The 12,626-nt window shown below is 68.1% G+C and carries 11 protein-coding genes and 1 tRNA gene; 8 read left to right on the top strand and 4 right to left on the bottom strand.

The window, feature by feature from the left end:
* The first annotated feature begins 7 nt into the window (after positions 1-7).
* A complete protein-coding gene (locus ACSQ2F_RS07645; protein ID WP_436021381.1) occupies positions 8-529 on the top strand; it encodes a phosphoribosyltransferase in 522 nt (173 codons plus the stop codon).
* A 363-nt stretch (positions 530-892) separates the two neighbouring features.
* On the opposite strand, the gene ACSQ2F_RS07650 is transcribed toward ACSQ2F_RS07645, so the two are convergent.
* Positions 893-977, bottom strand: a tRNA-Leu gene (locus tag ACSQ2F_RS07650).
* A 76-nt stretch (positions 978-1,053) separates the two neighbouring features.
* Here ACSQ2F_RS07650 and rnr point away from each other — a divergent pair.
* Positions 1,054-3,264, top strand: a complete 2,211-nt coding sequence (rnr, locus tag ACSQ2F_RS07655) for a ribonuclease R (RefSeq protein WP_436021383.1) — start codon at positions 1,054-1,056, stop codon at positions 3,262-3,264.
* Positions 3,265-3,547: 283 nt separating this feature from the next.
* Complete coding sequence (locus ACSQ2F_RS07660) at positions 3,548-4,207, top strand: glutathione S-transferase N-terminal domain-containing protein (RefSeq protein ID WP_436021385.1); 660 nt, start codon at positions 3,548-3,550, stop codon at positions 4,205-4,207.
* A 51-nt stretch (positions 4,208-4,258) separates the two neighbouring features.
* Here the strand turns inward: ACSQ2F_RS07660 and ACSQ2F_RS07665 are convergent, their stop codons facing one another.
* The 3 genes from ACSQ2F_RS07665 to ACSQ2F_RS07675 are packed head-to-tail and all read right to left on the bottom strand — an operon-like array spanning position 4,259 to position 8,447.
* The gene (locus tag ACSQ2F_RS07665) at positions 4,259-5,752 is read right to left on the bottom strand and encodes an NAD(P)H-hydrate dehydratase (RefSeq protein WP_436021387.1); all 1,494 of its coding nucleotides are present in this window, start codon (positions 5,750-5,752) and stop codon (positions 4,259-4,261) included.
* Positions 5,749-7,098, bottom strand: coding sequence for an FAD-dependent oxidoreductase (locus ACSQ2F_RS07670; RefSeq protein WP_436021389.1), 1,350 nt, complete (start codon positions 7,096-7,098; stop codon positions 5,749-5,751). Before ACSQ2F_RS07670 ends, ACSQ2F_RS07665 begins: the two co-directional genes overlap by 4 nt.
* Positions 7,098-8,447 carry an amidase gene (locus ACSQ2F_RS07675; RefSeq protein WP_436021391.1) on the bottom strand — a complete coding sequence of 450 codons (1,350 nt, stop codon included), beginning with the start codon at positions 8,445-8,447 and terminating at the stop codon, positions 7,098-7,100. The genes ACSQ2F_RS07670 and ACSQ2F_RS07675 overlap by 1 nt, the downstream gene beginning before the upstream one ends.
* A 215-nt stretch (positions 8,448-8,662) precedes the next feature.
* On the opposite strand from ACSQ2F_RS07675, the gene rpsB reads away from it, so the two are divergent.
* From rpsB to uppS, 5 genes are all read left to right on the top strand, one after another.
* A complete protein-coding gene (gene rpsB, locus ACSQ2F_RS07680; RefSeq protein WP_436021393.1) occupies positions 8,663-9,409 on the top strand; it encodes a 30S ribosomal protein S2 in 747 nt (248 codons plus the stop codon).
* A gap of 124 nt (positions 9,410-9,533) precedes the next feature.
* Positions 9,534-10,460 (top strand): translation elongation factor Ts, encoded by a 927-nt coding sequence (tsf, locus tag ACSQ2F_RS07685; protein WP_436021395.1) that lies wholly within the window; start codon positions 9,534-9,536, stop codon positions 10,458-10,460.
* 111 nt (positions 10,461-10,571) lie between these two features.
* On the top strand, positions 10,572-11,282 hold the full coding sequence (gene pyrH / locus ACSQ2F_RS07690) for a UMP kinase (protein ID WP_436021397.1): 711 nt from the start codon (positions 10,572-10,574) through the stop codon (positions 11,280-11,282).
* Positions 11,283-11,292: 10 nt separating this feature from the next.
* Positions 11,293-11,853, top strand: coding sequence for a ribosome recycling factor (gene frr, locus ACSQ2F_RS07695; protein WP_436021399.1), 561 nt, complete (start codon positions 11,293-11,295; stop codon positions 11,851-11,853).
* A complete protein-coding gene (gene uppS / locus ACSQ2F_RS07700) occupies positions 11,853-12,626 on the top strand; it encodes a polyprenyl diphosphate synthase (protein WP_436021401.1) in 774 nt (257 codons plus the stop codon). Before frr ends, uppS begins: the two co-directional genes overlap by 1 nt.

Genomic DNA, 12,626 nt, shown 5'->3' on the forward strand with positions numbered 1-12,626 from the left:
CCGCGACATGCTCACCGACGACGGCAAACACCTCTACGTCTCCTGGGACGAGTACCACATGCTCATCGAGCGCCTGGCCCTGAAGGTCGACGCTTCGGGCTGGCAGTTCGACCAGATCCTGTGTCTCGCGCGAGGCGGTCTGCGGCCGGGCGACGTGCTGTCGCGCGTGTTCGACAAGCCGCTCGGCATCATGTCGACGAGCTCGTACCGCGCCGAGGCCGGCACGATCCAGGGGCGGCTCGACATGGCGAAGTACATCACCCTGCCCAAGGGCGAACTGGCCGGCCGCGTGCTGCTGGTCGACGACCTGGCCGACTCCGGTGTCACCTTGCGCGCAGTGGTCGATCGCCTGCGCGGCATGCCGGCGATCTCCGAACTTCGCTCGGCGGTCATCTGGACCAAGGGGGTGTCGAGCTACACCCCCGACTACTACGTCGAACTGCTGCCCACGAGCCCGTGGATCCACCAGCCGTTCGAGGAGTACGACGAACTGCGTCCGGATGGTCTTGCCAAGAAGTTTGCGATTTGAGCAAACCTGGAAATAATGAAGGCCTGTACTTCGCAGGCCTTCGACATGGACAATGAAGAGGGAACGGTCACGTCACGCGATGATCGCCTTGCAGGGCCGGCCGCCACGCGGCATGGCCTGAGTCCACGGTTCCACGGCGCGTGGTACCGGTTTCGTTTCTTGCGGGTGCCCTCACGGCCCCGCTTCGCCCGGCGTGCAATCGCATGCCGTTTCGCCCACGATGCGCGCGCATCGGATCGGGCCCGCTTCTCCGGATTCACCAACACGCCCTCGGCGGCTCGTCGCGAGCACTTGTCAGTGCTTGCCAAGTCGATGGCACAATGCAAAAAGCCCTGCGCTTTCGCGCAGGGCCTTGCAATGGTTTGGTGCCCAGAAGAGGACTCGAACCTCCACGGAGTTACCCGCTAGTACCTGAAACTAGTGCGTCTACCAATTCCGCCATCTGGGCATCTCAGGAAGACTTGGATTCTATCATCAAAAAATCAAACGTACAACACTCTTCTTCAACAATCAGCGGTGAGCTGATGAGTGAAGTCGAAGGCACGGTGCAAGGGCATCGCGATGGTCACGGCTTTCTGGTCCGTGACGACCACCAACCTGACCTGTACCTGTCCCCGCAAGAGATGCGGGCGGTGCTGCACCGTGACCGCGTGCGTGCACGCGTGGTCCGCTACGACCGCAAGGGTCGGCCCGAAGGGCATGTCGTCGAGATCCTCGAGCGTCGCAAGGCGCCGATCATCGGGCGCCTGCTGCACGAGAGCGGCATCTGGCTCGTGGCCCCCGAGGACAAGCGCTACGGGCAGGACATCATGGTGCCCAAGAACGCCATCGCCAACGCGACGGCGGGACAGGTGGTCGCCATCGAACTCACCGAGCCGCCGTCGCTCTACTCGCAACCCATGGGTCGCGTGACCGAGGTCCTTGGCGAGATCGACGATCCCGGCATGGAGATCGAGATCGCGGTGCGCAAGTACGAGGTGCCGCATCAGTTCTCGCCCGAGACGCTCGCCCAGGCGGCAGGTCTGCCCGACAAGATCCGGCCCGCCGATCGCAAGGATCGCATCGACCTCACCGACGTGCTGCTCGTCACGATCGACGGCGAGGACGCGCGTGACTTCGACGACGCGGTGTATTGCGAGCCGGTCAAGACCGGCCGCGGCAAGAACGCCTTCGACGGCTGGCGCCTGGTGGTGGCCATCGCCGACGTGAGCCACTACGTGAAGCCCGGCGAGCCCATCGATGACGACGCCTACGAGCGCGCGACCTCGGTCTACTTCCCGCGCCGCGTGATCCCGATGCTGCCGGAGAAACTCTCCAATGGCCTGTGTTCGCTGAATCCGAATGAAGACCGGCTGGCGATGGTGTGCGACATGCTCATCACCAAGGAGGGCGAGATCCACGCGTACCAGTTCTTCCCTGCGGTGATCTGCTCGCATGCACGCTTCACCTACACCGAGGTCGCCGCCATCCTGGGCAACACCCGGGGTCCCGAGGCGGCTCGGCGCAAGAACCTGGTGCCCGACCTGCTGAACCTCCATGAGGTGTACCGCGCGCTGCTCAAGGAGCGGTCGCGCCGCGGCGCGGTCGACTTCGAGACCACCGAGACGCAGATCGTGTGCGACGAGAACGGCCGCATCGAGAAGATCGTGCCGCGCACGCGCACCGAGGCGCACAAGCTCATCGAGGAGGCGATGCTGGCGGCCAACGTCTGCTCCGCGGATTTCATCGCGACCAACAAGCATCCCTCGCTCTATCGGGTGCACGAGGGGCCGACACCCGAGAAGAAGACGCTGCTGCAGAACTACCTCAAGGCGCTGGGTCTCGGCCTGTCGATCAGCGACGATCCGAAGCCGGGCGAATACCAGGCCATCGCGGCCGCCACGAAGGAACGGCCGGACGCCCAGCAGATCCACACGATGCTGCTGCGCTCGATGCAGCAGGCCATCTATACCGGCACCAACAGCGGCCACTTCGGCCTGGCGTACGAGGCCTACACCCACTTCACGAGCCCGATCCGGCGCTATCCCGACCTGCTGGTGCACCGCGTGATCAAGGCCTTGCTCAGCGGAAGGCGCTACAGCCTGCTCACCGGAACGCTGGAGACGCCGGCCAAGGCGCGCAAGGGAGCCAATGCCGAGATGGAGCAGTGGGAGGTGAGCGGTGCGCATTGCAGCGCCAACGAACGCCGCGCCGACGAAGCGTCGCGCGACGTCGAGGCCTGGCTCAAGTGCCGCTTCATGCGCGAGCACCTCGGCGAGGAGTACGGGGGCACGGTCACCGCGGTCACGAGCTTCGGCCTGTTCGTCACGCTCGACTCGCTGTATGTCGAGGGCCTGATCCACATCACTGAACTGGGCGGCGAGTACTACCGGTTCGACGAGGTCAGGCAGGAGCTGCGCGGCGAGCGCTCGGGCGTGCGCTACACCGTCGGTGCCCGGGTGCGGGTGCAGGTGATCCGCGTCGACCTCGACGGTCGCAAGATCGACTTCCGCATGGTGCATGAAGGCGAGGACCCGTCGACGCCCAGCCGCGGCAAGCGTGAGCGATCGAGCGATCGCTCCGCCGAGCGCAACGCGGGTGCGGCGGCCGAGCTTGCGGCCGTGAAGGAGGCCGACCGCGCCGTCAAGGCGGCGACCAAGGGCCGCAAGTCCACAGCGTCGGCCGGCGCGCATCCCGTGCGGGCGGCCAAGTCGGCGGCACGCAAGACGGCAGCCAAGTCGACGCGCCATCGCTGACATCGCGAGGGCAGGGGTCGGGTCGCCATTCGCGTCCCGGCTGACGCCCAGTTCGATGACTGCGTGACGCGGCGGGCAGGGGCGCGCCGACACCGAAATTCCGGTGGCGGCTCCCGGTCCGGCGACTGGCCGCCGGCAGAGGGCCGTCGGGTGTACGGCGCATCCGACATGCCGTCTGCGGGCATGGCGGGCGCGCCTGGCCGTCTCCAGCCGCAGGCGGCGCGCGCAGAATGGCGGCTGCCCGGCCCCGAGCCGACCCTCGCATTGATCGCTGACCCGGCCCGTGAACCCATCGACCGCGCTCCCGCTGCTCTACAGCTACCGCCGCTGCCCGTATGCCATGCGGGCCCGCATGGCCTTGCTGCAGGCGGACCGGGCGGTGCAGGTGCAGGAGATCGTGCTGCGCGACAAGCCGGCTTCCCTGCTGACCATCAGCCCCAAGGGGACGGTGCCGGTGCTGCAGCTGCCCGATGGCCACGTGATCGAGGAAAGCTGGGACATCATGCGCTGGGCCTTCGGCGACCGGGACATGAACGGTTGGTGGTCGCGTGCACAGTCGCCGGACAACATCGAACTGCTGCAGCGGGTGGATGGCCCGTTCAAGCGCCTGCTTGACCGCTACAAGTATCCCGAGCGGTTCACCGATGAGGGCCTTGCCGGCCCGGGTGCGCGAGACGCGGCACGGGACGAGCTCCTGCTTGCACTGGAAGCTCGGCTTGGCAGCCGCCCGCAGCTTGGCGGCGACGTCCCGTGCGCGCTCGACCTCGCGGTGTTCCCGTTCGTGCGCCAGTTCGTCGGCGTGGATGCCGCGTGGTTTGCCGGCCAGGCTTTGCCTTCGGTCCAGCGTTGGCTGCGGGGCTGGCTCGACAGCGATTTGTTCACTGCCTGCATGGTGCGCCGGGCCCCTGGCGCGGTCGGGCCGTTGCGCGCCGACGGCAGCTGAACCGGGGGCCGACGCCGCGTCACGGCACGGCCGCGCGTCGGGCCGCCGGGCTCAAGTCCCCGGGCGTCGTCGACGCGCCGATGCGTGCATCGCTTCGATGAGGTCGGCTGCGCGCAGCGGCGCATGACGCGCCGCATCGGCCGCCTCGCCGTGCGTCCACGTCGCGGCGCGCGCTGCGTCCAGCGCACCGGTGCCCGATGCCGACCACAAGCCACCGATCCAGCCGGCCAGCACGTCACCGGTGCCGGCGGTCGCCAGGGCGGCGTTGCCGGTCGGATTGATCGAAGGGGGATGGCCGGGCGAAGCCACGATGCTTCCGGACCCCTTCAGCACGACCGTGGTCCCGAACCGTTCGACGAGGGTGCGTGCGGCAGCCAACCGGTCGGCCTGGACCGCCGCGGCGCTGCTGCCGAGGAGGCGGGCAGCCTCCAGGGGATGTGGTGTCAGCACGGTTTCGCGTCCGCTCGTCGCACGGGCGGCAAGGAGCGCTTGCAGCGTGCCGTCGGCCGCAATCGCGTTCAGCGCATCGGCGTCCAGTACCAGCCGGGGCGCCATGCCCAACAAGCGGGGCAGGGCGGCCGCAATCGCTTCGCCTCCGCCGCAGCCGGCGACCACCGTCGCTTGCTCCGGCAGGTCGCCCAGTCGGGCGCCTGCACGGAGCATCAGTTCAGGACGGACCGGGTCGTGGGTAAGCCCGGCAGGGTCCAGCAAGTCGACCAGCACACGGCCGGCGCCCGCGGCATGGGCGGCGCGCGCAGCCAGCACCGCCGCCCCTGCCATGCCGGCGCTGCCACCCACCACCAGCACGTCGCCGAAACTGCCCTTGTGCTGGGCATGGTGCATGGCGGCAAGCCGGGGCGGCGCCGGAAGCTCCGCCTGGGGGGCTTCGTCAGGGGGCGCGGTGCCAAGGTCGTCGAACCACACCGTGCCGGCATGGTCACGGCCCGCGCCGGTGAACAGCCCCGGCTTGAGCGTCAACAGGCTCAAGGTATGACTGGCGTGAACGCACAAGGGGCCGAAGGGCTGGCCGGTGTCGCCGTCCAGGCCCGAGGGCAGGTCCACGGCGAGCACCGGAGCCGCCTGTGCTTTGATGAAGCGGATGAGTGCGGCCTGCGGCCCCGCGGGTTCACGCGTCGCTCCCACGCCAAAGACGGCGTCGATGATCAGGTCACCGGGTCCCAAGGCCTCCGGGAGCTGGCTCGACACATCGACGCCGGAGTCGACGGCCCGTTGCCACGCGCGCGCAGCATCGGGCGGCAGGGTTTCGTGGGCGGCCAACAAGGTGACGGCCACCTCCATGCCCGCTTGCCGCAGCAGCACGGCCGCCTCGAGTCCGTCGCCGCCGTTGTTCCCCGGCCCGGCGGCCACCCAGATGCGTTGCGCATGCGGCGCCACGGCGAGGGCCAGCCGGGAGACGGCGGCGCCGGCCCGTGCCATGAGGGTGAAGTGCGGCACGGCCGCCTGGGCCCGCGCTTCGATTCGCCGGGTGGCCTCCCTGCAGAAGAGCGGGTAAGGGCCGCCCGTCGTTGGCAGGCGAAGGATCACGCCCGGCCTCCAAGTCGTTCGAGGCCCAGGCCGGTCGCGTCCATGCCGGCTTGCCGGCCCGACAGCGTGTCGGCCAGTACCCTTGCCGAGCCGCACGACAGTGCCCACCCGGCGGATCCGTGGCCGAGGTTCAACCAGACACCTTGCACGCCGCTGCTGCCGATCACGGGCGCCCCGTCCGGCATCATCGGACGCGCGCCGTTCCAGCGCTGCGCCTGGCTGAGGCGCGCGGCACCCGGGAACCAGTCGTCGAGCACCTTGTACAGGCGGGCCAGCTCCTCGGGCTGGTGGCGCTTCGCGCCGCCGCCAAGGCGTGCCCCGCCCGACACCCGAAGCCGGGAGCCGAGCCGATGGATCACGACACGATGCGCGTGGTCCGTGATCGCGGACCGCGGGCCGATGTCGGGATGCGCCTCGACGTGCCGGATGGGTGCCGTGACGGATTGACCGAACACGGCCGCCATCGGCAGGCGCACGCCATGCGGGCGCAGCAGGTCCACCGAGCCCATGGCCGCACACACGACGACCGCGTCGAACGATTCCTCCATCGGTTCGTCCAGCGGCTGGGTCGGCTGGAAGGCGCGTGGCGTGGCAGCATCGCCGGCAGAGGACAGCCGGCTGGTGGTCTCCTCGTGGGGCGAATGGACGATGCGCAGGCGTGGCGAGGGACCAGGTTGCAGCGATTCCACCGTGCTGTGGAAGCGAAACAGGGCCCCCAGGCGCTCGGCTTCCGCCCTGAGCAGCATGGCGAACTGCCGACAGTTCCCGACTTCGTCGCCGGGGAGATGCAGGCCGGCCTGCAGCGGCGTGTCCGCATTCAATCCGGGCTCGAGCGCGAGGCACTGGGTCGCATCGAGCACGGTGTGTCGCACGCCCAGCTCCGACAACAACGCCAGGGTGGGCGCCAGGCGTGTCTGCTCCCGAGCCGTGCGCAGCAGGACCAGGTGGCCGTCGCTGCGCTCGTAGTCGAGCTTCAACGCGCCGGCCAGCCCGTGCAGGCGTTCCTGGCTGTACGCCGCAAGGCGATGCAGGCGCGCGTGCATGGCGCGGTGCGGCGCCGGCTGGCCCGCTCGCCACCAGCGCCACATCCAGCCGAGGGAGCGCATCCCGGGCGAGACCCGCCAGGGACTCGTGCGGCCGAAGACGCTGTGCAGCAGGTGGCCCGGAACCCCCGGCCCGCTCCATGGGCCCAGGGCACCCGGCGAAGCGAGGCCTGCCGGGGCAAAGCTCGACTCCACCGCCACGCTGCCGCGCCGCTCGAGCACCACCACCTCGTGGCCATCGGCCGCCAGTTCGTAGGCCGTGGCGACGCCCACCACACCTGCACCAATCACGGCGACCCGCATCAGGCGCCTCCGGCGAGCAGGTGTTCGATCACGGCGGAGACGGCCAGCACCCGGTCGTCGGCGAGCGCCGGTCCCCACACCATCAGGCCGACCGGCATGTCGCCGGGCTGGTGACAGGGGAGCGAGAGGGCGCAGCCGTCGAGGAAGTTGACGACCGAGGGGTTGCGCAGCAGCAGGGCATTGGCGGCGAAGTAGGCCTCGTCGTCCGCCAGGGCCGAGAGGGTGGGCGCCACGCACGGCACGGTGGGTGAAAGCAGCGCGTCCCATCCGGCCAGCGCGGCTTCCATGCGGGCCACCCAGTCCGCGCGGGCAGCCATCAGCTGCAGGTGGTCGGCCGCCCCGACGGCCTCGCCGCGCCGAATGCGTGACGCCACGCGAGGGTCGTAGGCGCCCTCGCTCGCGCGAAGCCGTTCACGGTGCCACCGCCAGGCCTCCACGGCGGGAAAGCCGCCATGGGCATTGAAGGCGCGCAGTTCGCCCAGGGCGGGCAGGGCGATTTCCTCGACGCGGGCGCCCGCCTCGCGCAAGCGCGCCAGGCTGCGCTCGAAGGCGGCCGCCACAGCGGGTTCCAGCCCGTCGAGCATCACGGTCGACGGCACCGCCAGGCGCAGCAGGTGCGCCGGCACGGTGCGTCCGGCAACGGGGCGGTCGGCCAGCACCTCGTGCAGCAGCACCGCGTCTCGAACCGAGCGGGTGATCGCGCAGGCGGTGTCGAAGGTCGGCGACAGGGGCACCGTGCCTGCGGTCGGTACCAGGCGCGCCGTGGCCTTGAAACCCACCAGCCCCTGCAATGCGGCCGGGATGCGGATCGACCCGCCGGTGTCGGAGCCGAGGGCCGCCCAGGCCGCGCCGGTGGACACCGACACGGCGCCGCCCGAGGTCGAGCCGCCCGGAATGCGTGGCGTCGGATCGAGGGCGGCGGTGGCCGGGTTGGGCGGCGTGCCGTGGTGCGGGTTCATGCCCACGCCGGAGAAGGCGAACTCGGTCATCTGCGTGTGGCCGGTGAGGGCGGCTCCGGCACGCCGGAGCCGGGCGACGGCCGGGGCATCGACGGTCGCGACGGGCGCGTCGGCCAGCACCCGGGAACCGGCCGTGGTCGGGAAGCCGGCGACGTCGAACAAGTCCTTCACGCTGAGGGCAAGGCCTGCCAGCGGAGGCAGCGGAATGCCGGCGCGATGCTGCAGGTCCACCGCGGCGGCCACGGCCTCCGGCTGGCCGGTGAACCGGCGGATGTAGGTGTGCGCGTTGCAGGCTGCATCCGCGGCGTGGAGGCAGTGGCCGAGGGCCTCGGTGGCGCTCGTACGGCCGAGAAGAATGGCTTCGCGGGCAGCGCTCAGGTCTTGGGTCATGGAGAAGGCTCGAAGGCCGTGCTACACTCTACGGGTTTATCTGAGGGCGCTTCGCGATGAAGCCCCCGGTGAAACCGCAATCCTGCGAAATCGCGAATCCGGCTGTTGAAAGGTGTTGAACGCACCCTGTCGAGGCAACGTGTTTCAGACGAGACACCGCCGAAACAGTGGCTTTCAATTCAAGCCGGATTCTAGAACCAACCTTTGGAGTTCACATGTCTGTCACCATGCGTGAGATGCTGGAAGCCGGCGTCCATTTCGGCCACCAAACCCGCTTCTGGAATCCGAAGATGGCCCCGTACATCTACGGCCATCGCAACAAGATCCACATCATCAACCTCGAGAAGACGCAGCCGCTCTTCAACGACGCGATGAAGTTCATCCGCCAGCTGTCCGCTCGCCGCGGCACGATCCTCATGATCGGCACCAAGCGCCAGGCTCGCGAAGTCATCTCCGCCGAAGCGCAGCGCGCCGGCATGCCCTACGTCGACCAGCGCTGGCTCGGCGGCATGCTGACCAACTTCAAGACGGTCAAGGGTTCGCTCAAGAAGCTGAAGGACATGCAGGCCCAGATCGAAGCCGGCACCGAGATCCGCATCAAGAAGGAAGCCCTGCTGTTCCAGCGCGACCTGGCCAAGCTCGAGAAGGACATCGGCGGCATCCAGAACATGAATGCGCTGCCTGACGCCATGTTCGTGATCGACGTCGGCTACCACAAGATCGCCGTGCTCGAAGCCAAGAAGCTGGGCATTCCCGTCATCGGCGTGGTGGACTCGAACCACTCGCCTGAAGGCATCGACTACGTGATCCCCGGCAACGACGACTCCTCCAAGGCCGTCGCCCTGTACGCGAAGGCCGTGGCCGACGCCGTCCTGGAAGGCAAGGCCAACGCGACGAACGAAGTCGTGCAAGCCGTCGCCGCCGGTGGCGACGAGTTCGTGGAAGTCAACGAAACGGCCTGAGGCCCGCGGCCCCGGCTCGCCTGCAAGGGCGGGCAGAGAAAGGGGCTGCTTCAGCCCCTTTTTTTCACCTCATGAACACTGGTGCGCCCCGGCGAGTGGCGTGCCGAACCTACGGAGATTCAAGATGTCCGCAATCACTGCAAGCATGGTCGCCGAGCTGCGCGCCAAGACCGACGCCCCGATGATGGAGTGCAAGAAGGCCCTCACGGAAGCTGCTGGCGACATGGAAAAGGCCGAAGAGCTGCTGCGCGTCAAGCTCGGCAGCAAGGCCGGCAAGGCCGCCTCGCGCGTGACGGCTGAAGGCGTCGTGGCTGCCTCGGTCGAAGGCAACGTCGGTGCGCTCGTCGAAGTCAACTGCGAGACCGACTTCGTCTCGAAGAACGATGACTTCCTCGCCTTCACGAAGGCCGTCGCCGAGCTGATCGCCAAGAACAACCCGGCTGACGTGGCCGCTGTCGGCGCGCTGTCGCTGTCGCAAGCCGGTTTCGGCCCGACGGTCGAAGACGTGCGCAAGGGCCTGATCGGCAAGATCGGCGAGAACATGTCGATCCGCCGCTTCAAGCGCTATGCGGGCGGCGGCCAGCTGGCCAGCTACCTGCACGGCACCCGCATCGGCGTGATGGTCGAGTTCGAGGGCGACGCCGTCGCTGCCAAGGACGTCGCCATGCACATCGCCGCGATGAAGCCGGTCTCGCTGTCGTCGGCCGAAGTGCCGGCCGAGCTGATCGAGAAGGAACGCGCCGTGGCCGCCGGCAAGGCTGCCGAGGACGCCAAGGCTGCCGAAGCCGCTGGCAAGCCGGCCCAGTCCGCCGACATCGTGACCAAGCGGATCGAAGGCTCGGTGCAGAAGTTCCTGAAGGAAGTCAGCCTCTTCAACCAGGTGTTCGTCAAGGCCGCCGATGGCAAGCAGACCGTCGAGCAGCACCTGAAGGGCACCAAGACCGACGTCAAGTCCTTCACGCTGTACGTGGTGGGCGAGGGCATCGAGAAGAAGGTCGACGACTTCGCGGCCGAAGTGGCGGCACAAGTCGCTGCTGCCAAGGGCGCCTGACACGGGCAGCCCGCCTGCACAGGGGCACGCGCTCCTGGTGCAGGCATCACGGATAGACTTCAGGGGGCACAACCCACGTGCCCCGACCATCGACAAAAGGGAGATCCCCGCATGCCGGCGTACAAGCGCATCCTGCTCAAACTCTCGGGCGAGGCCCTCATGGGCGATGACGCCTATGGCATCAACCGGGCCACCATCGTCCGCATGGTGCGTGAGGTTCAGGAAGTGACTCAGCTCGGCTGCGAGGTCGCGGTCGTGATCGGTGGTGGCAACATCTTTCGCGGCGTGGCGGGCGGCTCGGTCGGCATGGACCGCGCCACGGCCGACTACATGGGCATGCTGGCCACGGTGATGAACGCGCTGGCCCTGGCCGACACCATGCGCCAGGAAGGCATGACGGCGCGTGTCATGTCGGCCATCGCGATCGACCAGGTCGTCGAGCCCTACGTGCGTCCCAAGGCCTTGCAGTACCTCGAGGAAGGCAAGGTCATCGTGTTCGCGGGCGGCACGGGCAACCCGTTCTTCACGACCGACACCGCCGCTGCGCTGCGCGGCGCCGAGATCGGCGCCGAAGTCGTGTTGAAGGCGACCAAGGTCGACGGCGTCTACACTGCCGACCCCAAGAAGGACCCGAGCGCGACACGTTACGCCAGCATCAGTTTCGATGAAGCCATCAGCCGCAACCTGCAGGTGCTGGACGCCACGGCGTTCGCACTGTGCCGCGACCAGAAGCTGCCGATCAAGGTGTTCAGCATCTTCAAGGAAGGCGCGCTCAAGCGGGTTGTGATGGGCGAAGACGAGGGCACCCTCGTCCACGTTTGAGGAAACAGCCATGAGCACTGCAGACATCCACAAGAACGCCGAGCAGAAGATGGCTCGGTCGATCGAGTCGTTCAAGAACGAACTCCAGAAGATCCGCACCGGTCGGGCCCATCCGGGCATCCTCGATCAGGTGAGCGTCGAGTACTACGGCTCCATGGTGCCCATCAGCCAGGTGGCCAACGTGTCGCTGCTGGATGCCCGCACGATCACCGTGCAGCCCTGGGAAAAGGGCATGGGTTCGAAGATCGAGAAGGCCATCCGCGAGTCCGACCTCGGCCTGAACCCCTCGGCCCAGGGCGACCTGCTCCGCGTTCCGATGCCGGCGCTCACCGAAGAGCGTCGCCGCGACCTGACCAAGGTCGTGCGCAACGCCGGCGAAGACTGCAAGATCGCCATCCGCAACCTGCGCCGTGACGCCAACGAGCAGGCCAAGAAGCTGACCAAGGACAAGGAGATCTCGGAAGACGACGAGCGCCGCTCGCTCGACGACGTCCAGAAGCTCACCGATCGCTTCATTGCCGAAGTCGATCGCCTGATCGCGGCCAAGGAAGCGGAGATCATGGCCGTCTGATGGCCATCTTCACGCCCGGCCGTCTGTCATTCGCGAAAAAGACCTTGGAACCGACATCCCGCATTCCGCGCCACGTGGCCATCGTCATGGATGGCAACGGACGCTGGGCGAAGAAGCGCTTCATGCCGCGCTTCTTCGGCCACAAGCAGGGCGTGGATGCCCTCGTGCGCACCGTGCAGGCCTGCGCCGACCGTGGCATCGAGTACCTCACCGTCTTCGCGTTCTCCAGCGAGAACTGGAAGCGCCCGACGGAGGAGGTCTCCGGCCTGATGGACCTGGTTCTCGTCGCGGTGTCGAAGTACCTCACCAAGCTCGCGAGCGAAGGCGTGCGCATCCGCATCGTCGGCGACCGCTCGCAGGTGTCCGACAAGGTGCGCAATGCCTGGGACCAGGCCGAACGCGGGACCGAGCACAACAAGCGCATCACCTTGTCCGTGGCCTTCAACTATGGCGGCCGCTGGGATGTGGTGCAGGCCTGTCAGCATGCCATCCGCGACGGCGTGCCCGCGACCGAGCTCGACGAGGCACGGCTCTCGCGGTACATGGCCATGAGCTACGCGCCGGATCCCGATCTGTTCATCCGCACCGGCGGCGAAGTCCGCATCAGCAATTTCCTGCTCTGGCAGGTGGCGTACGCCGAGCTGGTGTTCAGCGACTGCCTCTGGCCCGAGTTCGACGAGGCGCAGCTTGACGCGGCCCTCGCCGACTACGCCAGCCGCGATCGCCGCTTCGGCGGCGTCGAGGCGGCGGAGCCGGTACCCGAGAAGGTCTGA

Origin of the sequence: Rhizobacter sp. LjRoot28, assembly GCF_964253025.1 — a bacterium.
Lineage (GTDB): Bacteria > Pseudomonadota > Gammaproteobacteria > Burkholderiales > Burkholderiaceae_C > Rhizobacter.